Raw genomic sequence first — 24,290 nt, forward strand, 5'->3', positions numbered from 1 at the left:
CCATGGCCATGATCGTTAGTCTTCGTCGCCGCGGTAGGGCTGGGCCGGCGGTTCTGGGAGACTTGGGCCTGGGATGCGGTAGCTTTCGTTGGCCCACTGTCCCAGATCGATGAGCTTGCAGCGCTCGCTGCAGAAGGGCCGGAAGGGGTTGCGGGGGTCGAAGGGTGAGGGTTTGCCACAAACCGGGCAGGGGACCAGGCGCAGTGTCATCACAGGGAACAGAGGGTGAGCTCGAAGGGCACGTCCACATCGCAGGCCTTGGGGCGCTCGGTGCCGCCGAGGGCGGTGAATCGGATGTTGATGGCGTACTTGTTGGCGCTGATCTCCGGGAAGCAGGGTAGATCGGCGAGCAGGGTCACGCGCAGCATTTGTGCCACGCGGCCCGAGAGCATCTGCTGATAGGCCCCCTGCACAGCAGTCTTCTGCACCGGCTCGCCGCTATCGCGCAGGATCTGCAGCACGATGTCGATGGCGTTACGCAGGGGGGCGAAGGGGGCAAGCCAGCCGTAGAGGTCGCTGCGCCGCACCTTGGCATCCAGATTCAGCCAGTAGTGGTAGGAGGGCAGATCGAATTCGCAAACGCCGCCGGGAATGCAGGCGCGCTGCTTGATGCTCATCACCCATTCGTTGTCGCGCAGATGTTGCCCAAGCTTGCCCGGTAGGGCCTGCAGCTCGGAGACGGTACGCGTCATCTTGCGCAGCACTTCGTCGAGCGTGTCCTGCTTGACACCCGGATTGTTGCGGAGGGGCTCGAGGGTGGCCTTCTGGCGTTCCAGTTCCTGGATGAGATCGGACTTGAGATCGCCCCGTGCCACTTCCAGGGTCTCGAACAGGGCCAGCATGGCGGCGTGATGGTCCAGGGCCTCGTCCCGAGCGGCAAAATGCTCGAAGCGGGCGAACAAATCCTCAAGCCGCATCAGGGTCCGGATGCGTTCGTTCAGAGGATATTCGTAGACGATCACGACAAGGCCCGGCCGGAAAGGGGGTATTCTGGAACAGAAGCTCCGAAAATACAAACCGGGCCGGTTCAGCCGCTGGCGGCCAGGGCACGGTAGCGGGCATCAAGCGCCCGTACCGATTCTTCAAGGTGGGCAAAATCACCCTCGTTCACGAGCACGTCGTCGGCGGCCGCCAAGCGCGCTTCGCGGCTGGCCTGGGCCGCCATGATGGCCATCACCTCCTCGCGGGACAAACCGCTGCGCGCCATGGTACGGCGCACTTGTTCCGCTTCGCTACAATCCACCACCAGGACTCGCTGCACCCGCTCACGCCAGCCGCTTGCTTCCACCAACAGGGGCACCACCAGGACCACGTAGGGCCCTTTTGCCGCGGCCAAGGCCCGCTCCACTTCCTGGCGGATCAGGGGATGGAGGATCGCCTCTAGCTGCGCACGTGCCGCGGGGTCGGCAAACACCAGGCGGCGCAGTGCGGCGCGGTCGAGTTGCCCGCTGGCATCCCTCACTGCGGGGCCAAAGGTAGCGACGATGGTGTCATGGCCGGGGGTGCCGGGACGAGTGAGGGCATGGGCGATCTCGTCCGTGTCGATGATGGTGGCACCTAGCCGACGAAAATATTCCGCCACCGTGCTCTTGCCACTGCCGATGCCGCCGGTCAGGCCAATGACGAAGGCCATCAGATCTGGCCGAGGTAGAGGTGAACGGCAGACTTGCCCCAGAACAGGGCCACCAGCCCGCCCGCCGCAAGGTAGGGACCAAAGGGAATGGGCACGCGGCGGTCATGGCGGGCAAACACGATGAGGGCGATGCCTACCGCCGCCCCCACCAGCGAGGCGAGCAATACGATGGCGGGCAGCATCTGCCAGCCGAGCCAAGCACCCAGGGCCGCCAGTAGCTTGAAATCCCCATAGCCCATGCCTTCCTTGCCCGTCACCAGCTTGAACAGCCAGTAGATGGACCAGAGGGACAGGTAGCCCGCTATTGCGCCGATCACGCTGGAGGAAAGATCGGTGAACACCCCGAACAGGTTGATTAGCAGGCCCACCCAGAGCAGCGGCAGGGTGAGATCGTCCGGCAGGAGCTGGGTGTCGAGATCGATGAAGGTGAGGGCAATCAGGGCCCAGACCAGCAGCAGGGCGGCCGCCGCCTGGCCGCTAAGGCCGAAATGCCAGGCGGTGTAGGCACTGATGAAAGCGGTGAGGGCCTCTACCAGGGGATAGCGTAGGCCGATGGGCGTAGCGCAGGCGCGGCAGCGGCCGCGTAACCAGAGATAGCTCAGCAGGGGGATGTTTTCCAACACGCCGAGGCGATGCCCGCAATGGGGGCAGGTGGACGGGGGCAGGAGCAGATCGTAGCGTTCGCCTTCGTTGAGCGTGCGCCCTTCCAATTCGGCGCATTGGCGGCGCCATGCCCGCTCCATCATGCGCGGCAGGCGATGGATCACCACGTTGAGAAAGCTGCCCACCGCCAGTCCCAGCACGCCGCAGGTGGCGGCGAAGGCCCAAGGTGTATGGCTGTAGAACTCAGCCAGACTCATGCGCCGCCCTTGGCGCGCGGCGCGCACGGAAGCCGTGGATGCACCGGTGACCCGCCAGAGTTAGACCGCCTGACCCATCTTGAAGATGGGCAGATACATGGCGATCACCATGCCGCCGATGAGCACGCCCAGCACCACCATGATGACGGGTTCCATCAGGCTCGAAAGGGCCTCCACCGCCTCGTCCACCTCGCGCTCGTAGTAGTCGGCCACCTTGCCCAGCATGGAATCGAGAGAGCCGGATTCCTCGCCGATTTGGGTCATCTGGATCACCATGTTGGGGAACAGCTCGCTGTTTTGCATGGCCACGGCCAGGCTGGTACCGGTGGCCACCTCGCTTTGGATGCGCTTGGTGCCGAGGTAGAAGACGCGGTTGCCGGCCGCGCCGGCCACGGATTCCAGGGCATCCACCAGGGGCACGCCTGCGGCGAACATGGTGGACAAGGTGCGCGCCCAGCGGGCGATGGCGGCCTTCTCGATCAGAGGGCCGAAGATGGGGAGCTTGAGGAATAGCCGGTCCATGAAGTCCTGCATCTTCGTGGAGCGTTTCCAGGCATAAAAGAAGGCCCAGACGCCGCCGAAGATGCCGCCGAAGATGGCCCACCAGTAGTTCACGAAGAAGTCGGAAATGGCGATTACGACCAGTGTCGGGGCGGGCAGATCGGCGCCGAAGCTCTGGAACAGATCCTTGAAGGCGGGAATCACGTAGATCATGATCACCGCGGTGATGATGAAGGCCACCACGATCACCGCGACGGGATAGAACAGGGCGGATTTGATCTTGCCCTTGATGGCCAGCATTTTTTCTTTGTAGGTGGCCAGCCGGTCGAGGATCGCGTCCAGGATACCCGCCTGCTCCGCGGCGTTGATCAGATTGCAGTAGAGCTGGTCGAAGTAGAGGGGGTGCTTGGCGAAGGCCTGCGCCAGACTGGAGCCGGCGGCGATGTCATTGCGGATGTCGCCGAGCAGCTTTTGTACCGCCGGGTTGGCATGCCCCCTGGCCACGATGTCGAAGGCTTGCAGCAGCGGCACGCCGGATTTCATCATGGTGGCAAGCTGCCGCGTGAACATGGTGATGTCTTTTTCCGTGATCTTGCGGCTGCGGCCGAAGGTGGATTGTTTCTTCACCTTGGTGGGGTTGATGCCTTGACGGCGCAGCTGGGCACTCACGAACTGGGGCCCGGGTGCGCGCATGTCACCCTTGAGCTTCTTGCCTTTCTTGTCCACCCCTTCCCAGACGTAGGTGAATTCTTTGACTGCGGCCTTGCGTGCGACGGCCATGATTCACACCCCTATTCGTTGGTGACGGCTTCCACTTCCTCGAGGGAAGTAATGCCCGCCTTGACCTTGAGCAGACCGGATTGGCGCAGATCCTTGACACCCTCGCGCCGGGCCTGGTCGGCGATGTCGTGAGAAGTTCCGTTCTTCATGATGATGCGGCTGATTTCCTCGGAGATGGGCATGACCTGATAGATGCCCACCCGGCCTTTGTAGCCGGTGCCCTTGCAGTGTTCGCAACCCACGTGGCGATAGGGCTGCCAACTGCCGTCCAGGTCTTCCTCCTTGAAGCCTGCGCGTAGCAATGCCTCGGGTGGGATATCGGCTGGCTGTTTGCAGTGGGGGCAAAGCCGGCGCGCGAGACGCTGGGCGGTGATCAGGATCACCGAGGAGGCGATGTTAAACGGTGCCACGCCCATGTTCGCCAGCCGGGTGAGGGTGGTGGGGGCGTCGTTGGTGTGCAGTGTCGAGAGCACCATGTGGCCCGTCTGCGCCGCCTTGATGGCGATGTCCGCGGTTTCCAAGTCGCGAATCTCACCCACCATGATCACATCCGGGTCCTGGCGTAGGAAGGCGCGCAGAGCCGCAGCGAAAGTCAGCCCTGCTTTCTCGTTGACGTTCACCTGGTTGATGCCGGGCAGATTGATCTCCGCCGGATCCTCCGCAGTGGAGATGTTCACCCCAGGCTGGTTCAGGATGTTGAGGCAGGTGTAGAGGGACACGGTCTTGCCGCTACCGGTGGGGCCGGTCACCAGCACCATACCATAGGGTCGCTGGATGGCGGCGAGCAGCGCATCCCGTTGCTCCGGCTCGTAGCCCAGGGCATCGATGCCGAGGGTAGCGCTGGTGGGATCCAGGATCCGCATCACGATTTTTTCGCCGTAGAGCGTGGGCAGGGTGCTCACCCGGAAATCGATGGCCCGGTTCTTGGACAGCACCAGCTTCATGCGGCCGTCCTGGGGGACGCGTTTTTCGGAAATGTCCAGCTTGGAGATCACCTTGATCCGGGAGGCAATCTTGTCCTTGATGGCCAGCGGCGGCCGCGTCACTTCGTAGAGCACACCGTCGAGGCGGTAACGAATGCGATAGAACTTCTCGAAGGGCTCGAAGTGGATGTCGGATACACCGGAATTGATGGCATCCAGCAAGATCTTCTGGATGAATTTCACGACTGGTGCGTCGTCGATGTCGGTGCTCGCCTCGTCCTTGGTTTCTGCGGGTGTGCCGGCTTCTTCAAGCAGGCTCGCGTCCACGTCTTCACCCACCAGCTCATTGAGCTCCTCCATCGTGCTGCCCGTGACCTTGTCCAGCAGCCGCGCGAGCTTGTCGTCCTCCACCACAACGGGATCGACGATCATGCCGGTCTGGAACTTGATGTCGTCCAGGGCCTGCAGGTTGGTGGGGTCGGACATGGCCACGAAGATGCGGGTGCCCCGCTTGTATAGCCCCAGGGCGCGCCGCTCTTGCATCAGTTTGGCAGGCAAAAGGTCGCGCGGCACATGGTCCACGTCCAGGGCGTCCAGGTCGAGCAGGGGGTAGCCGAAGGTCTGGGAGGCGAATTCCGCCACATCCGCGGCCGTGAGCTTGCGGGTCTTAACCAGCGCGCTGACGAAGGGCTCGCCAGAAGCATTGGCCTGAGCCTGGATCGCTTCGGCATCGGCCTCGTTGAGCCGCCCGTGCTGAACCAGGGTGCGGGCGAGGCCCGACAGGGCGGTAGAGAGGGATGCAGCAGCCATGACGTGTCGGTACCGTCCTTAAGACAACTTCATAAAGTCGTTAAATACTGCCCACGATCATTCTGTTTGTAAAGACGATTGTTCGGTCTCTCCGCCATCCGCGGTGGGATGGATGCGCACCACCTTCACCACCCGGTCCTGGGTCTGGACGATTTCCAGCGGGTGGCCTGCGATTTTCAGGCTCGTGCCCGCTTCCGGGATGTCCTGGAAATGTTCCAGGATCAGGCCGTTCAAGGTGCGCGGTCCATCCAGGGGGAAGTGGGTGTGCAGCTTGCGATTGAGGTCGCGTAGGGCGGTCGCACCGTCCACCAGCCAGCTGCCGTCTGGCTCCCGCTGGAAGGCCACACCGCGGGTGGGCGCCTGACTGGTGAATTCACCGACGATTTCCTCCAGGATGTCCTCCACCGTGAGCAGGCCCTGCAGTTCCCCGTATTCGTCCACCACCAGGCCCACCTTGCGCCGGCTTTGCTGAAAATTCTGTAACTGGGTGAAAAGCGGCGTGCCCATCGGGATGAAATACGGCTCGCGCAGGATTTTCTTGAGTGCTTCCCGCCCTACCGGCCCGGACTGGGCCTGATGCAAGACCTGGCGCACATGCGCCATGCCGACCACGTTGTTGAGCTCGCCCTGATAGACCGGCAGCAGACTATGGTGGGCGGTGGTGAGCTGCGCCCAGAGTTCCTCGTCCGCGCTATCCAGATCGATGGCCTCGATGCGTCCCCGCGGGGTCATGACGTCCTCGACGCTGATGCGTTCCAGATCGAATAGGTTGAGCAGGATGGTCTGGTGGGCGCGGGGGATGTAACCGCTCGCCTCTAGCACCAAAGTGCGGAGCTCGGAAAGACTGAGCTCGTCGGTTTGAGCCGCGTGGGGTTTGAGGCGCAGGAGCGCGAGCAGCCCGCGCACGAATAGGTTGACCACCCAGACGGCGGGATAGAGCAGGGTGGAAAGGGGGCGCAGCACGTAGGCGGCGGGAAAGGCCACACGTTCCGGGTAGGCCGCGGCCACGACCTTGGGCGTCACTTCGGCGAAGACCAAAATCAGGAAGGTGACCACCAGGGTGGCGATGGTCACCGCCAGCTCGCTGGAACCGAGCAAGCGCACCACGATCACCGTCACTAGGGAGGCAGAGGCGGCATTGACCAGGTTGTTGCCCAAAAGGACCACCCCCAGAAGCTGGTCGGTGCGCGCCAGAAGCTCGCTGGCCAGGCGCGCGCCACGATGGCCCTCCTTGACCAGATGCCGCAACCGGTAGCGGTTGAGGGACATCATGGCGGTCTCGGACAGGGAGAATAAAGCCGACAGGGCGAGCAGCACTGCCAACGTGATGAGCAGCGCGCTTAAGGGGATGTCGTCCAAGGGTTCAGGACCAGGGAAAAGGGGTGGCCACGATTGTCGAAAGCCCCTGCCAGGCTGTCAAGGCTTCCGCCGGGCGAAGGCAGGGCAGGCCGCGTCAGGTACGGGCCGGCTGTTCGAACACCACGTGGCCTTCCACCAGGGTCAGGCGCACGCGTCCTGGCAGGCTCTGGCCGAGGAAAGGGGTATTGCGCCCTTGACTCCTGAGCAGGCGGGCGTCCACCGGCGTCTTGCCCGCGGGATCGAACAGGCAGAGGTCGGCGGGCAGCCCAGGCGCGAGCCGGCCATGGTCCACCCCGAGAATGCGCGCCGGCAGGCTGGTCACCCGTGCCAGGGCATCCTTCAGGGGCAAGCCGGTCTCCTGCGCCCAGCGCAGGGTGAGCGGCAGCAGCAGTTCCAAACCGGTGGCACCCGGCTCGGCTTCGCCGAAGGGGCGTTGCTTGGCATCGTCATCCACTGGCGTGTGATCGGAGCAGAGGGCGTCGATGGTGCCATCGCCGAGCCCGGCGCGCAGGGCCGCGCGATCTTGGGGGCTACGCAGGGGAGGCACCAGGCGGCAATTGGCGTCGAACCAGCCGATGTCCTCGTCGCACAGGTGCAGGTGGTTGATGGACACATCACAGGTCACCGGCAGGCCGTCGTGACGGGCGCGGCGCACCATGTCCACGGCTTCCCGGCTGGACAGACGGCACAGATGCACACGCGCCCCAGTGGCGCGTACCAAAAGCAGGATGGTGGCCAGCGCCACCGTCTCGGCACAGGCGGGAATGGCGCGCAGCCCCAGGCGCGTGGCGACCGCGCCGTCGTGGGCCACCCCGTCGCGGGAAAGATGGGCATCCTGGGGGCGCAGCCAGACTGGGATGTCGAAGGTGGCGGCATATTCCAGGGCGCGCAGCAGCACCTGGGTGTCCGAAAGCGGCGCATCTGCCTGGGAGAAGGCGATGCAGCCGGCATCACGCAGCACTGCCATTTCCGCCAGACGTTCCCCAGCGAGCTTCTGGGTGAGCGCGCCCAGGGGATAGACGCGGGCGAGGTTCAGGCTGCGGGCGCGATACTTGAGCATCTCCACCAGGCCTGGCTCGTCCAAGGGCGGATCGGTGTCCGGCGGACAGACCAGCGTGGTCACGCCGCCGGCAACCGCCGCCAGGAGCTCTGATTCCAGGGTGGCCTTGTACTCGAAGCCTGGCTCGCGCAGGCGCGCGGAAAGGTCCACCAGGCCGGGGCAGGCGACCAGGCCGGTGGCGTCGATCACGCGGTTGGCGTTAAAGTCCGGCGGCGTCGCGCCCAGGGCCAAGATGCGGCCAGCGGCGATAGCGATGTCCTCGACCTTGTCCAACCCGCTTGCCGGGTCGATGATGCGCGCGTTCTTGATGTGGATCTTCATGTGCTGCTCCCCGCCAAGAGCGTCATCACCGCCATGCGCACGGCGATGCCGTAAGTGACCTGGGGCAGGATCACCGCCTGAGGGCCGTCGGCCACCGCGGAATCGATTTCCACGCCCCGGTTCAAGGGGCCCGGGTGCATGACGATGGCGTCGGGTTTGGCCCGCTTCAGCTTGGCCGGCGTAAGTCCGTAATGCTTGAAGTATTCGCCGGCGCTGGGCAGGAGCGGCCCGCGCATGCGTTCGTTCTGCAGGCGCAGCATCATTACCACGTCCACGTCTTTCAGGCCTTGCTCCATGTCGTGATAGACGCGCACGCCCAGCTCCTCCACGCCCTGGGGCAGCAGGGTGCGCGGGCCCACCACTCGCAGGTCGGGCACGCCCAGTGCGGTGAGGGCATGGATCTCGGAACGGGCGACGCGCGAATGCATGATGTCGCCGACGATGGCGATGGCAAGCCGGCTGAAATCCTTTTTGTAGCGGCGGATGGTGAACACGTCCAGCAACCCTTGGGTGGGATGGGCGTGCCGGCCATCGCCGGCATTGATGACGCGGATATGGGGTGCCACATGGCGCGCGATGAAGTGGGCGGCACCGGATTCCGAATGGCGCACGATGAACATGTCTGCGCCCATGGCGGCGAGGTTGTCCACCGTGTCCAGCAGGGTCTCGCCTTTGCTCTGGCTGGAGGCGCCGATGTTGAGGTTGACCACGTCGGCGCTGAGTCGCTTGGCGGCGATCTCGAAGGTGGTGCGGGTGCGCGTGGAGGGCTCGAAAAACAGGTTGAAGATGGCCTTGCCCCGCAGCAGGGGAACCTTCTTTACTTCGCGTTCATTGACGCCGACGAAGGATTCGGCGGTATCGAGAATGGAATGGATGAGGGCGGCGTTTAAGCCTTCGATGGTGAGCAGGTGGCAAAGCTTGCCGTTGTCGTCGAGTTGGGGATTCGGCGCCATGGAAAGTTTTGTCAGTGTCGCTTGTCGAGCAGGCTCAGGCTCAAACGTCCCTGGGGATCGCGGTTGAGTTGGATGTGCTGGTGCGGCGGCAGGGGAATCACCGCGCCCACGTATTGCGCTGCAATGGGTAGCTCGCGCCCACCGCGGTCGATGAGCACCGCCAACTCGATGGCGGCGGGCCGACCGAAGTCGAACAGCTCGTTCATCGCCGCGCGCACCGTGCGCCCGGTGTAGAGCACGTCGTCCACCAGGATGATGTGGGCACCCTCCACGGGAAAGTCGATTTGGGAGGGTCGCACCTGGGGATGCAGGCCCATGCGACTGAAATCGTCCCGATAGAAAGCGATGTCCAGGGTACCCAGGGGAATCTCCGGGCCCAGCAGGGCATAAAGCTTCTGCGCCACCCAGGCACCGCCGGTGTGAATGCCCACCAGGGCGCTGCGGTCCGTCAAGTGACCAGCGATCTCTTCCGCCAGCTTGCGGATCAGGGGATCCACCTCAGGCAGCACGGGGCTTGGGCTCATCGAAGAACCTCTGCAGGATGTGGCGCGCCGCGGCCTGGTCCAGCACCGCGCGGCTGCGCCCGCGCTTGATGCCACTGTCGATCAAGTCTTCCTGCGCCGCGCGGGAGCTCAAGCGTTCGTCCACCAGCACCGCGGGGATGCCGAAGCGGCCCTCGAGCTGGCGGGCGAAGCGTCGGCAGCGGCCGGCGAATGCGTGCTCGCTGCCGTCCAAGTGGCGCGGCAGTCCCACCACGAACAGCACTGGCTGCCATTCCCGTACCAGCTCGCCGATCGCCAAAAAGCGCGCCTCGCGCGGCTCGCCCGGCAGGGTGGCCAAAGGATGGGCAAGCCTAAGTTCCAGCTCCCCCACGGCCACGCCGATGCGCTTGCTGCCAAAGTCGAAGGCAAGCACCGTGCCGCGTTGCGGGGACTCAGGCATGACCGGCGTCTTCCGAGAGGTTGGCGGCGTTGAGGCCCATCAGGCCCATGGCGGCATCGAAGCGCGCTTCCACCGGCAGCTCGAACAGGATGTCCAGCGTGGCTGGCACGGTGAGCCAGGCATTCTGGGCAAGCTCATGTTCCAGCTGTCCCGCCGCCCAGCCGGCATAGCCCAGGGTGATGAAAAACTGCTCCGGGCCGCGCCCTTGGGCCAGGGCCTCCAGCACGTCCCGGGAGGTCGTGAGGGCGATGTCTTCCCGCACCGCCAGGGTGGACTGCCAGGAGCCTTGTGGTCGGTGCAGCACAAAGCCGCGTTCGGTTTGCACTGGGCCGCCGAAATGAATGGCGCGGCGGGCGAGTTCCGGCACTTCCAGTTTGATCTCCAGCTGGTCGAGCAGGGTACCCAGCGTGAGGTCCAGAGGCCGGTTGATGATGATACCTAGCGCCCCGTGCTCGCTGTGGTTACACACATAGGTGACGGAGCGGGCGAAGTAGGGATCGGCCATGGCTGGCATGGCGATCAGGAAATGATGGGTGAGGTTGACCCGGTCCATGGGCGGATTATCGCACAGGGCGAAAGAAGCAACGGGGGAATTCACGGGCGCGCCGTGGTTTTTCGTGTGTCCGGTTTGTGGGAGAATCGCCCATCTTGTGGCGCCGCGGCGCCGATACTGTGCATGCGAGGAGACGATATGTCCAACCAGAACGCCCCTTACGAAGTCCAGGTCGAGGCCGGGCAGGAGTATTGGTACTGCGCCTGCGGCAAGAGCAAGAACCAGCCCTGGTGCGATGGCTCCCACGAGGGCACGGGTGTTCAACCCATGTCTTTCACTGCCAAGGAAACGGGTACGGTCTGGCTGTGCGGCTGCCGCATGAGCGATAACCTGCCCTTCTGCGACGGCACCCACAACTCGCTGTGACGCGGTAGACGCGTCAGTCCGCGGCCCGGAGGGCGGCCACGACCTCCGCCACGCAGGCGGTGAGTTTCTGCGCGTGGGCCAGATGCAGGAATTCGTTGGGGCCCTGGGCATTGGCGCCAGGCCCCAGCACGCCGGTGATGGGGAACTGCGCCTGCCGATAGGCGCGCCCCAGCATGGCCATGAGTGGCTTACCCAGTCGGGATCGAAGGCAGGGGAGAGGGCAGGAATCGCAATCTAGTCCGCAAAGCGCGCGATGATTTCTTCCTGCCAATGGCGGGCGATGTGCTGGGACAGGGCGTGCGGGTCGCGGATCATGGCCGTCTGGCGCGTACAGCCTCTACGATACCACCATGACCCTGCGCTACGACCGTGTCCTGGTGTGGTTCCGCCGCGACCTGCGCGACCACGACCACGCGGCGCTCTCCCGCGCCCTGCACGAGGCGCGCGCGGTCTATTGCGCGTTCGTGTTCGATACCGACATCCTCGACGCCCTGCCGGACCGCAGCGACCGACGGGTGGAGTTCATCTGGCACTCGGTGCGTGAGCTCGACGCGGCGCTGGCTGCCCTGGGCGGTGGGCTCAGGGTGGAGGTGGGGCGGGCACGGGCAGTCATTCCGCGGCTTGCCCGTGAGCTTGGCTGTGATGCCGTGTATGCCAACCGCGACTATGAGCCCGAGGCAGTGGCGCGCGATGAATGCGTGGCGCACCGCCTGCGCGAGGCGAGCATTGCCTTCCACTTGTTCACCGACCAGCTGATCTTTGCTCCGGAAGAAGTGGTGTCGGCGGCCGGGCAGCCCTATCGCGTCTTCACGCCATACAAGAATGCCTGGCTCAAGGGCCTCGACGAGGCGCGGCTTGCGCCCCATCCGGTGGCGGAGCGAACGCACCGCCTGGCTCCCCCTGGGAAACGCACGCTACCCACACTGGAGGCCCTGGGCTTTTCCTCCACCGATTTATTGCAACGAGGGGTCGCGCCCGGCATGGGTGGCGCAAAACGCACCTGGGCTGCATTCCAGGAACGATTATCCGACTACCACCTGTTGCGGGACCGCCCCGATCTCGATGCCACCTCGCACCTTTCGGTGCACCTGCGCCACGGCACGATTTCCGTGCGCGCGCTGGTACGCCATGCCTACCATACCCAGGGGGATGGCGCCCGGATTTGGCTCGGGGAGCTCATATGGCGCGAGTTCTTCCAGATGATCTTGCATTTTCATCCGCGGGTGGTGGACCACGCCTTCCGGCCCGAATTCGACGACCTGCGCTGGCCCGGCGGGGACGACGTGTTCGCCGCCTGGTGCGTGGGGCGCACGGGCTATCCCATCGTCGATGCGGGGATGCGGCAACTGACCGCCACGGGCTTCATGCACAACCGGGTGCGCATGATCGTAGCCTCATTCCTCACCAAGGATCTGCTGGTGGACTGGCGGCGCGGCGAGCGCCACTTCGCCCGCTGGCTATTGGATTACGAGCTCGCTTCCAACAATGGCAACTGGCAGTGGGCGGCCTCCACCGGCTGCGACGCGCAACCGTATTTCCGCATCTTCAATCCGGTCGCCCAGTCGGAGAAATACGATCCGGACGGCAGCTATATCCGTCGCTGGGTGCCTGAACTTGCGCGCGTGCCCGATGCGGCCATACATGCGCCCTGGCAGATGCGCCCCATCGAGCAGGAAGCGTGCGGCTTCAGGATCGGGCGCGATTATCCAGCGCCCATCGTGGACCACGCCGCAGCGCGGGCGCGGGCACTGGCTTGGTTCAGCTCGGCGCGCGTCCAATGAGGGCAAGTGTGGCGCGAATGAATTCCGGCAGGTCGCCCGGCACGCGCGAGGTGACCAGGTTGCCGTCCACCACGACTGGTGCGTCTTGCACTTGCGCCCCATTATCGGCCAGTTCCCGTTGGATGCCCGGGTAGCCGGTCATGCGCCGGCCTTCCACGACACGCGCATCGACTAGCAGCAAGGGGCCATGGCAGATGGCTGCCACGGGTTTGCCGGCCGTGAAGAAGCGCTTGACGATGCGTATGGCCTGCTCGTCGTGGCGCAGGGCTTCCGGCGCCTTGCCGCCGGGAATGACGAGCAGGTCGTAGTCGTCGGGATTCACTTCGCGCAGGGTGAGATCGGCAATGAGACGCCTGCCATGCTTGCCGTGAAACTGATGGCCCTTCTCGGGCGTGGCAACGTGCACCGTGACGCCCGCCTTCTCCAACGCTTCCTTGGGATCGAACAACTCGCTGTCTTCGAACCCTTCAGCCGTGATGATCAGCGCCTGCATAGCTGCCTCCATGGAAAAATTTGTTTATAGGCCATGGACGCGCCTTCTGTGCTGCCGGCGCGCCCCAGGCAGGCCCAGCGGGTAGCCGAAATGAAAAACGCCCCGGAGGCCGGGGCGTCGTCGTGGGCTCACGCCGGGTGGCTACGCCGCTTTTTCCGCCGCTTCCTTGTGGTAGGCGACGATGCGTTCCACTTCGTTCTTCGAGCCCAGGATCACGGGCACGCGCTGGTGGATGTGGGTGGGCTGAATCTCCAGGATGCGGCTGTGGCCGGTGCTGGAGGCGCCGCCCGCCTGCTCGACGATGAAGCTCATGGGATTGGCCTCGTACATCAGGCGCAGCTTGCCGCCTTTTTCCTTCAGCTTGCTGTCCATGGGGTACATGAACACGCCGCCGCGGGTGAGGATGCGGTGCACTTCCGCCACCATGGAGGCCACCCAACGCATGTTGAAGTCCTTGCCGCGCGGGCCTTCCTTGCCCTGGATGCACTCGTCCACGTAGCGGCGCACCGGCGCTTCCCAGAAGCGGTAGTTGGACATGTTGATGGCGAATTCCTTGGTGTCTTCGGGAATGCGCATGTTCTCGTGGGTGAGCACGAATTCACCCACGTTGGGGTCCAGGGTGAAGCCGTTCACGCCGTGGCCGGTGGTGAGCACCAGCATGGTGGACGGGCCATAGATGGCATAGCCGGCGCACACCTGCTTCACGCCGGGCTGCAGGAAGGCTTCCACCGGGGTGGGACCGTCCACGTTTTTGTCGCCGGGGCAGCGCAGGATGGAAAAGATGGAACCCACGGAGACGTTCACGTCCATATTGGAGGAACCGTCCAGGGGATCGAACAGCAGCAGATACTTCCCGCGCGGATTGCCCGGGGGAATCTGGTAGGGCTCGTCCATCTCCTCGGAGGCCATGGCGGCGAGATGCCCGGCCCATTCATTGCGCTTGAGGAAGATTTCGTTGGAGATCACGTCCATCTTCTTCTGCTCTTCGCCCTGGACGTTCTCCGAGCCCGCCGCCCCCAGCACGCCCAGGAGACCCCCGTGGTTGACGCCGTTGGAAATCATCTTGATGGCGGTGACCACGTCGTTCAACAGACCGGTGAAGTCGCCGGTGGCGCCCTGGACGCGGCGCTGTTCCTCGATCAGGAATTGGGTGAGGGTGGTGCCGAGATGCATGGAATGCCTTTCTCAAAGTTTTTCAGAAAATCAGAATTTGCTGATTATACAGAAATATCGAGATCATTCAATGGGATATGCTTATCCTCTTTGCGCGCTTTGGCTGCGACAACGTGTCGCATTCCGGGTGCTATCGCGGGTGGGTAGCATGGGCGCCCTGAAAAAACACAAAAGCCGTGTGAACCGAAAAGAGGCGCCATGCCCACTCGCCACCTTCTGCTTTGCTTCCTGCTTCCCGTCAATGCCTTCGCCGCCGACACACTCGAGGAAATCACCGTCACCGGCACCCGCGAACCCCGTTTGCTGGCCGAGACGCCCGCCAGCGTAAAAGTCATATCGGGTGAAACGCTGCGCGCCGACAAGCCCAGCCATCCCGCCCAGGTCATGGGCCAGGCGCCGGGGGTGTGGGTCAACGTCACCGGCGGCGAAGGCCACATGACCGCGATCCGCCAGCCCCTCACCACCAATCCGGTCTATCTCTATCTGGAAGACGGCATCCCCACCCGTTCCACCGGCTTCTTCAACCACAACGCCCTCTATGAGATCAACCTGCCCCAGGCCGGCGGCATCGAGGTCACGCGCGGTCCCGGCACCGCCCTCTATGGCTCGGATGCCATCGGCGGCGTGGTGAACGTCCTCACCCGTCCGGCACCCCCCACGCCCCAGCTGGAAGTCAGCGCCGAGGTGGGCGAATACGGCTGGAAGCGGCTGTTGGCCAGCGGCGGCAACACCTGGGGTGAGAACGGCCTGCGCGCCGATCTCAACCTCACCACCACCGACGGCTGGCGCGACCACACGGGTTACGACCGGCAGAGTGCCACCCTGCGCTGGGACCGGGCCTTGGGGACGGATGCCGTGATCAAGACGGTGCTTACCGGCTCCCGCATCGACCAAGACACCGCGGGCAGCTCCGCCCTCGTCCGCGCCGATTACGAAAACGCCCCCACCAAGAACTACACCCCCATCTCCTACCGGAAGGTGAGCGCGCTGCGCCTGTCCAGCGCCTGGGAGCGGGAGACGGGCGATACCCTGGTTTCCCTCACGCCCTATTTGCGCGACGACAGCATGGAGCTGCTCGCCAACTGGTCGCTGTCCTACGATCCCACGGTCTATACCACCGCCAACCGTTCCTTCGGCCTCATGGGCAAATGGCGGCGCGACTTCGCGCCCCTGCGTGCGCGCCTGATCGCGGGGGTTGATCTGGATGCAAGCCCTGGCCGCCGCGAGGAAAACCGTCTGGCCACCCTCACCACCACCGGCAGCGGCGTATCCAAGCTCTACACCGCCTATTCCGTGGGCACCCGGGTCTATGACTACGACGTCACCTTCATCGGCGCCTCGCCCTACGTGCACGGCGAGCTCTCGCCCACCAAACGCCTGCGCCTGTCCGCGGGGCTGCGCTACGACGATCTGCGCTATCGCTTCGACAATCACTTCGCCGCCGGCGCAATCGCCGCCAGCACCAGGGAGAACGGCGGCGCGCCGGTTACGCGTTACTACGGCCAGAGCGGGGATACCACGGTGCGCTTCCACCACCTCAGTCCCAAGCTGGGGGTGACCTTCGCGCTCGACCATGACACCCATGTGTTCGCCTCCTACAACCACGCCTTCCGTGCGCCCTCCGAGGGCCAGCTGTTCCGGCCCTCGGCCCAGACCAACGAGGCGCGCGCCCAGCTCGCCGCCGCCTCCGCCCTGGGCCTCAAGCCGGTGAAGGCGGACCAGTACGAGCTTGGTCTGCGCGGCAAGGCGGCGAGCCTGGACTACGAGGTTTCCATCTACCGCCTGGAGAAACGCGACGACATCCTGAGCTACAAGGACCCGGTGACCAGCGCCACCCAGGTGGTCAACGCCGGCAAGACCCTGCACCGGGGCGTGGAGCTCGGGCTGGGGGCGCCGATGAGCAAGGCCTGGCGCTTGGACGCAGCGCTTTCCTACGCCAAGCACAGCTATGAGCAGTGGGTGATCCCGGGCACCGCGGACTTTAGCGGCAAGGACATGGAAAGCGCGCCCCGGGTGATCGGCAACCTGCGCCTTTCCTGGTCGCCCGCCGCGGGGCAGCGGGTGCAGCTGGAATGGGTGAAGCTTGGCCGCTACTGGATGGATCAGGCCAACACCCGCCAATACGAGGGCCACGATCTGTTCAACCTGCGCGCCAACTGGGCCTTGAACAAGACCCTGGCGCTCTACGGCAGCGTGCAGAACCTGCTGGACACGCGTTATGCGGAGAGCGCCTCCGTATCTTCCGGCGTGGATGTGTTCGCGCCGGGTCTGCCGCGCACCCTCTACGCCGGCATCGAGGCGAAATGGTGAGGCGCCTTCTGTTCCTGCTCGTGTTTGCTGCGTCGCTGGCGCAGCCGGCGCGGGCCCACGAGGCCCATCAGGCGGCGCGCACCGGGCTGGCGGTGTCCGTGGCAGCCGATGCCACGGGGCGTCTGTGGCGTGCCCAGGTGTGGGAGGGCCGGGTGTGGGTGAGCCGCTCCGATGACGGTGGACGCAGCTTTGGCGTGCCCGTGGCGGTGAATGCCGTTCCCGAGGCCATCGTCGCGGACGGCGAGAACCGGCCCAAGCTCGCGGTGGTGGGCAGCCGCATCTATGTGTCGTGGACGCAAGCACTCAGCAAGCCCTACACCGGCCACGTGCGCTTTGCCCACTCCGTGGATGGGGGCAGGACCTTTGCCGAACCCATCACCGTCAACGATGACCGCGAGGTGATCAGCCACCGCTTCGACAGCCTGCTGGTGGACGGCCGCGGCCGCGTCCATCTGTTCTGGCTGGACAAGCGCGACGCCGCCGCGGCCCAGGCCCAGGGCGAGCCCTACACCGGCGCGGCGCTCTATCACGCGGTGTCCGAAGACGGCGGCGCAAGCTTCGGGCGCAACGAGCGGCTCGCCGCCCACAGCTGCGAGTGCTGCCGGGTGGTGAGTGCGCTGGACGCCGATGGCATACCCCTGGTGCTCTGGCGCCACGTGTTCGGGCGCAACGAGCGTGACCACGCCTTGCTGCGCCTCGATGGCCGGACCAAACCGGTGCGCGTGTCCTTCGATCGCTGGGAGGTGGACGCCTGTCCCCATCATGGGCCCGCCCTCGCCGTGGCACCGGACGGCACCCGCCATCTCGCCTGGTTCAACGACGCGCCCACGCGCCACGGGTTGTTCTATGCGCGCATGGATGCCGACGGTGGGATGGGCACGCCGCTTGCCTTCGGCGATTACGCGCAACAGGCCGCGCATCCCGCCCTGGCGGTGGCGGCTGGCCGCGTGTGGCTCGCCTGGAAGGAATTCGATGGCCGCCAAGCCCTTGTGCGGGCCATGCATTCCGACGACGGCGGCCGCAGCTGGAGCGCGCCCCGCAGTGTTGCGGCAAGTAGCGGTGCCTCCGACCACCCCCTGCTGGTGAGCGCAGGCCATCGGGTGTATCTGTCCTGGAGCACGCAGCTCGAAGGTCATCGCGTGATTCCACTGGTTCCCGACGACACGCCATGAGGCGCGCGCTCGCCTTCGCCTTTCTCTGCTGCGTGGCTCTCACCGCCCAGGCACAGATGCCGCTGCGCCCTTTCGTCTCCGGCAGCCTTGCCGCCATCGAGGCGGCTCAGGGCGGGCGCCCCTTCCTCCTGAGCTTCTGGTCGGTGGACTGCGCACCCTGCCGCGCGGAGCTTGCGCAGCTTGCACGCCTGGCCAGGGCGCATCCGCAACTTACCATCGTGCTGGTTTCCACCGATCCCCCGGGGGCGGCGGAAGACGTGCAGGCCGTGCTCGACCAGTACGCGCCCGCGTGGGCGGAACGCTGGATCTTCGCCGATCCCTTCAGCGAACGCCTGCGCTTCGAGGTGGATCCCCGCTGGCACGGCGAACTGCCGCGCAGCTATCTGTACGGCCCGGGCGGGCGGGTGGAGGGGATCAGCGGCCCGATCGACCCGCAACGTTTGGCGGCCTGGCTGAAATCGGTGTTGGGGGTGCTGCACGATGGCCACCCTTGACGACCTTGGGGTACTGCCGGCGCGGCGCTCGCCCACGGTGGCCTGGGCCATTGCCTGCTCGCTGCTGCTCCACGGGCTGCTTCTGGCCTGGCTGCCGCCCCTGGCACCTGCCTTGGGCGCAGTGCGAAGCACCCTGCCGGTGATGCTCCAGGTGCGTCTGCGCGCGGATGTGCCGGTGGCGCCGCCGGCCGCAGCGCGCACGCCAGTCGCCGCCGCGAAGACGTCGGTGCCTGCCAGGGCGGCGGTTCCACGGATCGCGCGAGCGGCTGTCGCGCCCGCGGCCGTGGAGCCTGCGGCATCATCCGCCCCCTTTCCCGCCGGGATAGCATCGCGGCCAGCACCGACATCGTTGCCCGGTGGCCCAGCTGCTGCGCAAGAAGTCGCGGCCGTCGAGCCGGTGGTGACGCCGCCGGATCTGCGTGCCGCCTATCTTGCCAATCCGCGGCCGCCGTATCCGCTGGCGGCGCGCCGGCTCGGGCTCGAAGGACAGGTGGTGTTGCGCGCGGAGATTCTGCCGGACGGCCGCTGCGGCGAGCTGGTGGTCGCGCAAAGCAGCGGCCATGCGCTGCTGGACGAGGCGGCGCTCGCCGCGGTCAAGCGTTGGCGCTTCTTGCCGGCGCGGCGAGGGGAGGCGCCGATCGCCGCGTGGGTGGAGATCCCGATCCGCTTCCGTCTCACTGACTCGTCAGCTGATCCTCACGGGTGAAGGTCCAGGTACGGGTGATGGCGAGGATGTCCGTGTCCTTGCGAATGTTTTCCGGAAAAGGCGCGAAGGGCGCCGCGAGCTTGACGATGCGCACCGCCGCCTCGTCCAGGATGGGCGAGCCGGAGGAACGGTCCACGTCGATTTTTTCCACGCTGCCGTCGCTGCGAATGTGCACGGTGAGCAGTAGGCTGCCATAGATCTTTTTGCGCCGCGCCTCTTCCGGGTAGTTGAGGTTGCCGATCCGCTCCACTTTCAGACGCCAGTCCTCCACGTACTGCGCGAAACGGTATTCCTCGGTGCGCGCACCCACGAAGCGGCGCTTGGGGCGCGCCTGGTATTGTTGGTAGTCCTTCTCGATCTGGGCTTGCAGCCGCGCCAGTTCCAGGCTTTGGCTGATGAGGTCGCTACCCTGCACAGGAACTGTCGGGGCCACCGGCGCGGGGGTGGGCGCGGGGGCAGGCCGCGGCGTGGTGGCACGCACCTGCGCCATAAGCCGCGCCGCTTCTTGTTCCAGCTCTTCTACCCGCTGCGCCCGTTGCCTGAGTTCCGGCTGGGGATCATGTGTGCCCAGGGCAGGCAGGGGCGAGCTCGCGCGCAGTTTCTGCTCCGTGTTGCCGCCGCCGTCGAGATTGGCCTGGGCCAGGGCCTGGGGTTTGCTGGGGCGGGTCGTCGATTTGGCATTGACCAACACCACCTCCAGCGCATGGCGCGCCTGCTCCGGTTTGGGCGGCGGGGGCACGAAGTGGATGCTGAGCACGATGCCGTGCAAGAGCGCCGAAGCACCCATGGCCACGGCGATGGGTGGCAGTGACGCCACCTTGGCGGCAAGGCGGGTGAACAGTCTAGGCAAGGCGCTGGGATTCACGCAAGTTCACAAAAGGCACCTGTCTTCGGGCGGGAACCCGGGCCGCATTGTAGCGCGCCAGCTGTCCCTCTCTATGGCCCAAGCAGCACTTCCAGGAAGCAACATGCCACTTCCAAGGTGAGGAGATCGACGCTGCGAATGCCCACCCTGACCCGTGTGCCGGGCGCGAGTTCCGGTAGCGCTGCGACCTTGGTCACCAAAGGCAGCGTGTCGAAGCGCACCAGATTTTCGCGGATGACGGTGGCGCTCGCATCGCCAATGCCTTCCTGCAGAAGATAGCGCAGCGTCCAGTAACGCTCCATGTTGCGCTGGAATTCGTTGTAGGCTTCGTAAGCGGCTTCGAAATCGCGCAGCACCGATTGCAGCGCCTCGTCGCGCGCCTGGTAGGGCGGTGTCTCGCCCCGTAGATGGGCGAGCAGTTGGCGTTGATTGACGAGATCCACGTAGCGGCGCAGCGGTGAGCTCACCCAGGTGTAGTGGGACACGCCCAACCCCTGGTGCGGCAGAGGTTCGCTGGTCATGCGCGTCTTGCCATTGGTCTGGGCGCGGTAGAGGGCGGGGATGCCGGCTTCTGCGGCGAGGCGGCCGGCGTGGCTGTTGACCAGGATCATCATCTCCGCCACCACCTTGTCGACGGGCGTGCCGCGTTCCCGGTGCAGGATGCGCACCGTCTCGCCTTCGACCCGGAAAGTGTATTCCGGCACCAGGCTGCGTTTCGTGTCCTTGACGCCACGCTTTTCCTCCAGGTGTTCGGCGAAGTGCCACAGCCATTCCAGTTCCTCGCGGTAGCGGTAATCCGCCTGCTGGCCGATGGTGCCCAGATTGAACAGAGGTTCCAGAAGCTCGTGGCGCAGGTTGGCCGCAATGCTTACCCGCTCCACCCGCATGGCGACATCGGTGATGGTGTAGTCCGGCGTGACCGTGAAATAGGTGGAGAGCGCCGGGCATGCGGCGCCTTCCTGGAGCGTATAGGCAGCCACGGCCTGGTCGGGCAGCATGGTGATCTTATCGCCCGGCATGTAGACGGTAGACAGGCGCGTGCGGGCAATGCTGTCTAGCGCCGAGCCTGGTAGGACGCCCAGGGCGGGGCAGGCGATGTGGATGCCCACCCGCACCCGTCCGTCCGAGAGCTTCTCCAGGGAAAGGGCATCGTCGATTTCGGTGGTGGTCTCGTCGTCGATGCTGAAGGCCGCCACGCTTGCGAGCGGCAACTCGTCGGGCACCGGCACGGGGGGCAGCGGCGGAAAGTCGCGCCCTTGTGGAAACCACTCGCGCAGGAAGCGGTTCAGGTGGTAGTCGCGACTGGAAGGGATGGCGCCGCATTTTTCCAGCAAGTGCAGCACGGAGAGGTGGGTGGCTGCTGCGGCCTGCTCCAGCGCCTTGGTTTCCAAGGCATTCTTGTCCGGGGTGTAAATCAGGCGCGGAAGATCATGCGCGAATTCTTCGGGCAGGCGGAAGGCGGTCAACGCTTCCACCCAGCGCGCAAGCTGGGCGGCTTGTTGTCGCTTGCGCGCCTCGGCCGCCAGCGCGGCCTTGAGGGCATCGGGTGGCGCGGGTTTGTAGCGGCCCCGCCCCTTGCGATAGAAATACATGGGCGCGCCATGTAGGCGCAGCAGGATGGCGGCGCGTTCCATGGGCGTGGGCTCGTGTCCGAAATAATCCCGCGCCAGCGTCTGATAGTCGAATTCCTCGCTGCCTGCCGCCTCCCACAGGAACTCGAGGTCCATCTCCTCGGCAAACTTTTGCGCCGCTTCCATGAAACCGGTGAGCCCGGGTTCCTGAAACTTAAACAGCACGTCGGCGGCCTTCACCTTGGCGCGCTTGCCGTGCTGGGCTTCGACCTGCAACGAACTACCGTTGTCGGCGAGGATGGTGCCAACGCGAAAGTGGCCATCCTCGAAATAGAAGGCGTACATGGAAAAACCGCGGGGAAAGGGCGGCAAGTTTACCGTAAGCCGTGGCGGGCAGAAAGCGCTAGCCGCGGTGGAGCAGCACTTCCAGGACTGCCTTGCTGCCCACGTAGGCGAGCAGCAAGGCGGTGAAGCCTGCCAGGCTCCAGATCAGGGCGGTGCGGCCACGCCAGCCATAGATGCGCCGGCCCAGGAGCAACGCGCCGTAGATGAGCCAGGACAAAAGTGCGAATACCGTCTTGTGCTGGGTGAAATAGGCGAAGGAAAGGGGCTTGCCGAACAATTCCTCGGAAAACAGCATGCCGCTGGCGAGCGTCACGGTTAGCAGCACGAAACCGGCGCCGATGATTCTGAACAACAGCCGCTCCATGGTCATCAGTGGTGGCAGGCCGGACAGCGCCGAGGGCTCGCGCGCATGTAGGCGTTTTTCCGCCAGGGCCATGACTAGGCCGTGCAGCGCCGCGATGGTGAACAGCGCGTAGGCAAGGAAAGCCGCCGCGAAATGGGCCTGGAACAGGGCCAAGCCACCGTAGGGCAGCACGTGTTCGTCGCGTAGCAGCAAGGGCATGAGGGCGCCGCCAGCGGCGACCGGCAGCACCACGGGGTGGAGTGCCTGCAGGTGATAGCGCACGCTGGTGGCGGCATAGAGCAGCAGCGTCACCCACGTGATGGCCGACAGCGCATTGCCCACACCCATGTTCATCCCCTGTTCGGTGAAGATGGAAACGTAAAGCAGTCCGCCGTGCAGCGCCAAGGGCAGCACCAATAGAAGCGATAGCCCCGGTCGGGCGCTGTTCTCGGGCTGCGCCGCCCGATGACGGCAGTACCAGGCGAGGCCGCCGTAAAGCAGTGCGGTGAGGATGGACAAAACGGGCAGGGGCATCGGGTGTAAAATGGCGGTGAGGCAGCGATTATAGCCCAGCACGCGGCCGCTCCAACCGACTCCAGCCCATGCTCGATACCCTCACTAGCCGGCTGTCTGGCATCATCAAGAATCTGCGCGGTCAGGCACGTCTGACCGAGGACAACATCGCCGAGGCCCTGCGCGAAGTGCGCATGGCGCTCCTGGAAGCGGATGTGGCCTTGCCCGTGGTCAAGGACTTCATCGCCCATGTCAAGGCGCGTGCCTTGGGGCGTGAGGTGATCGGTTCCCTCACCCCGGGGCAGGCGCTGATCCAGGTGGTGCATGAGGAATTGACGCGGCTGATGGGCAACCAGGTCGCCGACCTCGATCTGGCCACGACGCCGCCGGCGGTGATTCTCATGGCGGGCCTACAGGGCTCGGGCAAGACCACGACCAGTGCGAAGCTGGCGCGCCTGCTCAAGGAGCAGAAAAAGAAAGTCCTGCTCGCAAGCTGTGACGTGTACCGGCCGGCGGCCATCGAGCAACTGCGCCAGCTCGCCCGTCAGTTGCAGGTGGATTTCTACGAGGCGCCTGAAGCTGTCCGTCCCGTGGAGATCGCTCGCGCTGCACTCGATTTCGCGCGTACCCGCTACTACGATGTGGCGATCGTGGATACCGCCGGTCGGCTTGCCATCGACCAGGAGATGATGGACGAGATCCGCGCCCTTCACGAGGCGCTCAAACCCATCGAAACCCTGTTCGTGGTGGATGCCATGCAGGGCCAGGATGCGGTCAACGTGGCGCGCGCCTTCAACGAGGCCCTACCCCTCACCGGCGTGGTGCTCACCAAGCTCGACGGAGATGCACGTGGCGGCGCAGCCCTGTCTGTGCGCGCCGTGACCGGCAAGCCCATCAAGTTCGTGGGCGTGTCGGAGAAGCCCACCGGACTGGAGCCTTTCCATCCGGAACGCATGGCCTCGCGCGTGCTCGGCATGGGAGACGTCTTGTCCCTGATCGAGGAGGCGCGTCGCCAGGTGGATCAGGCGCAAGCCGCGAAGATCGCCAAGAAGCTCAAGGTCGGCAAGGGCTTCGACCTCGAGGACTTTCGTGCCCAATTGCAGCAGATGCAGAAGATGGGCGGGCTTGCCGCCTTGCTCGACAAGCTGCCGGGCAATCTGGCCCAGGCGGCCCAGGGTCATAGCCTGGACGACCGCCTGTTGCGTCGCATCGAGGGTATCATCAATTCCATGACGCCCGAGGAGCGCGCCAACCCCGCCATCCTCAAGGCTTCGCGCAAACGGCGGATCGCCGCCGGTGCCGGCGTGCAGGTGCAGGATGTGAACCGTTTGCTCAAGCAGTTCGAGGACATGCAAAAGATGATGAAGTCCCTGAGCAAGGGCGGCCTTGGCAAGATGCTGCGGGGCATGAAGGGCATGCTGCCCGGGTTGTGAGTCCGATCGGCGCCGCCCGATGCGCGGGTG

General features: G+C 65.2%; 25 protein-coding genes. 7 read left to right on the forward strand and 18 right to left on the reverse strand.

The features are described from left to right. Nucleotides 1-15: 15 nt before the first annotated feature. The 12 genes from V6E02_RS08410 to V6E02_RS08465 form a co-directional block, all read right to left on the reverse strand. Entirely contained in the window at nucleotides 16-210 is a 195-nt protein-coding gene (locus tag V6E02_RS08410; RefSeq protein ID WP_347308345.1) for a DNA gyrase inhibitor YacG, read from the reverse strand. Next, entirely contained in the window at nucleotides 210-962 is a 753-nt protein-coding gene (zapD, locus tag V6E02_RS08415; RefSeq protein ID WP_347308346.1) for a cell division protein ZapD, read from the reverse strand. Before zapD ends, V6E02_RS08410 begins: the two co-directional genes overlap by 1 nt. 65 nt (nucleotides 963-1,027) lie before the next feature. Continuing rightward, complete coding sequence (gene coaE, locus V6E02_RS08420; RefSeq protein WP_347308347.1) at nucleotides 1,028-1,633, reverse strand: dephospho-CoA kinase; 606 nt, start codon at nucleotides 1,631-1,633, stop codon at nucleotides 1,028-1,030. Next, nucleotides 1,633-2,493, reverse strand: coding sequence for a prepilin peptidase (locus V6E02_RS08425; RefSeq protein ID WP_347308348.1), 861 nt, complete (start codon nucleotides 2,491-2,493; stop codon nucleotides 1,633-1,635). The genes coaE and V6E02_RS08425 overlap by 1 nt, the downstream gene beginning before the upstream one ends. 60 nt (nucleotides 2,494-2,553) lie before the next feature. Then, nucleotides 2,554-3,774, reverse strand: a complete 1,221-nt coding sequence (locus V6E02_RS08430; RefSeq protein ID WP_347308349.1) for a type II secretion system F family protein — start codon at nucleotides 3,772-3,774, stop codon at nucleotides 2,554-2,556. Nucleotides 3,775-3,785: 11 nt separating this feature from the next. Then, complete coding sequence (pilB, locus tag V6E02_RS08435; RefSeq protein WP_347308350.1) at nucleotides 3,786-5,507, reverse strand: type IV-A pilus assembly ATPase PilB; 1,722 nt, start codon at nucleotides 5,505-5,507, stop codon at nucleotides 3,786-3,788. Between the two features lie 57 nt (nucleotides 5,508-5,564). After that, nucleotides 5,565-6,866, reverse strand: coding sequence for an HlyC/CorC family transporter (locus V6E02_RS08440; RefSeq protein WP_347308351.1), 1,302 nt, complete (start codon nucleotides 6,864-6,866; stop codon nucleotides 5,565-5,567). 94 nt (nucleotides 6,867-6,960) lie between these two features. After that, nucleotides 6,961-8,247, reverse strand: coding sequence for a dihydroorotase (locus V6E02_RS08445; protein WP_347308352.1), 1,287 nt, complete (start codon nucleotides 8,245-8,247; stop codon nucleotides 6,961-6,963). Further along, nucleotides 8,244-9,200, reverse strand: coding sequence for an aspartate carbamoyltransferase catalytic subunit (locus tag V6E02_RS08450; protein ID WP_347308353.1), 957 nt, complete (start codon nucleotides 9,198-9,200; stop codon nucleotides 8,244-8,246). The genes V6E02_RS08445 and V6E02_RS08450 overlap by 4 nt, the downstream gene beginning before the upstream one ends. 11 nt (nucleotides 9,201-9,211) lie before the next feature. After that, nucleotides 9,212-9,724: a bifunctional pyr operon transcriptional regulator/uracil phosphoribosyltransferase PyrR gene (gene pyrR, locus V6E02_RS08455; protein ID WP_347308354.1), complete on the reverse strand. Its 513-nt coding sequence runs from the start codon at nucleotides 9,722-9,724 to the stop codon at nucleotides 9,212-9,214. Further along, nucleotides 9,699-10,142, reverse strand: a complete 444-nt coding sequence (gene ruvX, locus V6E02_RS08460) for a Holliday junction resolvase RuvX (RefSeq protein WP_347308355.1) — start codon at nucleotides 10,140-10,142, stop codon at nucleotides 9,699-9,701. Before ruvX ends, pyrR begins: the two co-directional genes overlap by 26 nt. Continuing rightward, nucleotides 10,135-10,695 carry a YqgE/AlgH family protein gene (locus V6E02_RS08465; RefSeq protein WP_347308481.1) on the reverse strand — a complete coding sequence of 187 codons (561 nt, stop codon included), beginning with the start codon at nucleotides 10,693-10,695 and terminating at the stop codon, nucleotides 10,135-10,137. Before V6E02_RS08465 ends, ruvX begins: the two co-directional genes overlap by 8 nt. A gap of 138 nt (nucleotides 10,696-10,833) precedes the next feature. Here V6E02_RS08465 and V6E02_RS08470 point away from each other — a divergent pair, with 138 nt between their 5' ends. Continuing rightward, nucleotides 10,834-11,061: a CDGSH iron-sulfur domain-containing protein gene (locus V6E02_RS08470; protein ID WP_347308356.1), complete on the forward strand. Its 228-nt coding sequence runs from the start codon at nucleotides 10,834-10,836 to the stop codon at nucleotides 11,059-11,061. Nucleotides 11,062-11,074: 13 nt separating this feature from the next. On the opposite strand, the gene V6E02_RS08475 is transcribed toward V6E02_RS08470, so the two are convergent. Then, nucleotides 11,075-11,242 carry a hypothetical protein gene (locus V6E02_RS08475; protein WP_347308357.1) on the reverse strand — a complete coding sequence of 56 codons (168 nt, stop codon included), beginning with the start codon at nucleotides 11,240-11,242 and terminating at the stop codon, nucleotides 11,075-11,077. Nucleotides 11,243-11,411: 169 nt separating this feature from the next. On the opposite strand from V6E02_RS08475, the gene V6E02_RS08480 reads away from it, so the two are divergent. Further along, the gene (locus V6E02_RS08480) at nucleotides 11,412-12,842 is read left to right on the forward strand and encodes a cryptochrome/photolyase family protein (protein WP_347308358.1); all 1,431 of its coding nucleotides are present in this window, start codon (nucleotides 11,412-11,414) and stop codon (nucleotides 12,840-12,842) included. On the opposite strand, the gene V6E02_RS08485 is transcribed toward V6E02_RS08480, so the two are convergent. Beyond that, on the reverse strand, nucleotides 12,820-13,335 hold the full coding sequence (locus tag V6E02_RS08485) for a type 1 glutamine amidotransferase domain-containing protein (RefSeq protein WP_347308359.1): 516 nt from the start codon (nucleotides 13,333-13,335) through the stop codon (nucleotides 12,820-12,822). The genes V6E02_RS08480 and V6E02_RS08485 overlap by 23 nt on opposite strands. A 141-nt stretch (nucleotides 13,336-13,476) precedes the next feature. Beyond that, on the reverse strand, nucleotides 13,477-14,508 hold the full coding sequence (locus tag V6E02_RS08490) for a class 1 fructose-bisphosphatase (protein ID WP_347308360.1): 1,032 nt from the start codon (nucleotides 14,506-14,508) through the stop codon (nucleotides 13,477-13,479). Nucleotides 14,509-14,706: 198 nt separating this feature from the next. Between V6E02_RS08490 and V6E02_RS08495 the strand changes: the two genes are divergently transcribed. From V6E02_RS08495 to V6E02_RS08510, 4 genes are read left to right on the forward strand one after another with little or no spacing between them, the layout of a single operon-like run. Then, on the forward strand, nucleotides 14,707-16,818 hold the full coding sequence (locus V6E02_RS08495; RefSeq protein ID WP_347308361.1) for a TonB-dependent receptor: 2,112 nt from the start codon (nucleotides 14,707-14,709) through the stop codon (nucleotides 16,816-16,818). Next, the gene (locus V6E02_RS08500; RefSeq protein WP_347308362.1) at nucleotides 16,812-17,990 is read left to right on the forward strand and encodes a sialidase family protein; all 1,179 of its coding nucleotides are present in this window, start codon (nucleotides 16,812-16,814) and stop codon (nucleotides 17,988-17,990) included. The genes V6E02_RS08495 and V6E02_RS08500 overlap by 7 nt, the downstream gene beginning before the upstream one ends. Beyond that, nucleotides 17,987-18,484 (forward strand): TlpA family protein disulfide reductase, encoded by a 498-nt coding sequence (locus V6E02_RS08505; RefSeq protein WP_347308363.1) that lies wholly within the window; start codon nucleotides 17,987-17,989, stop codon nucleotides 18,482-18,484. The genes V6E02_RS08500 and V6E02_RS08505 overlap by 4 nt, the downstream gene beginning before the upstream one ends. After that, nucleotides 18,471-19,190, forward strand: a complete 720-nt coding sequence (locus V6E02_RS08510) for an energy transducer TonB (protein ID WP_347308364.1) — start codon at nucleotides 18,471-18,473, stop codon at nucleotides 19,188-19,190. Before V6E02_RS08505 ends, V6E02_RS08510 begins: the two co-directional genes overlap by 14 nt. Here V6E02_RS08510 and V6E02_RS08515 read toward each other — a convergent pair. The 3 genes from V6E02_RS08515 to V6E02_RS08525 all read right to left on the reverse strand — a co-directional run bounded on the left by V6E02_RS08515 (nucleotide 19,159) and on the right by V6E02_RS08525 (nucleotide 22,848). Beyond that, nucleotides 19,159-20,040 carry an energy transducer TonB gene (locus V6E02_RS08515; RefSeq protein WP_347308365.1) on the reverse strand — a complete coding sequence of 294 codons (882 nt, stop codon included), beginning with the start codon at nucleotides 20,038-20,040 and terminating at the stop codon, nucleotides 19,159-19,161. The genes V6E02_RS08510 and V6E02_RS08515 overlap by 32 nt on opposite strands. 86 nt (nucleotides 20,041-20,126) lie before the next feature. Continuing rightward, nucleotides 20,127-21,971 (reverse strand): RNB domain-containing ribonuclease, encoded by a 1,845-nt coding sequence (locus V6E02_RS08520; RefSeq protein WP_347308366.1) that lies wholly within the window; start codon nucleotides 21,969-21,971, stop codon nucleotides 20,127-20,129. Between the two features lie 58 nt (nucleotides 21,972-22,029). Then, on the reverse strand, nucleotides 22,030-22,848 hold the full coding sequence (locus tag V6E02_RS08525) for a cytochrome C assembly family protein (RefSeq protein WP_347308482.1): 819 nt from the start codon (nucleotides 22,846-22,848) through the stop codon (nucleotides 22,030-22,032). A gap of 68 nt (nucleotides 22,849-22,916) precedes the next feature. Here V6E02_RS08525 and ffh point away from each other — a divergent pair, with 68 nt between their 5' ends. After that, nucleotides 22,917-24,260, forward strand: coding sequence for a signal recognition particle protein (gene ffh, locus V6E02_RS08530; protein WP_347308367.1), 1,344 nt, complete (start codon nucleotides 22,917-22,919; stop codon nucleotides 24,258-24,260). Nucleotides 24,261-24,290 lie beyond the last annotated feature (30 nt).

The organism is Thiobacter sp. AK1 (genome assembly GCF_039822265.1).
Classification (GTDB): domain Bacteria; phylum Pseudomonadota; class Gammaproteobacteria; order Burkholderiales; family Thiobacteraceae; genus Thiobacter; species Thiobacter aerophilum.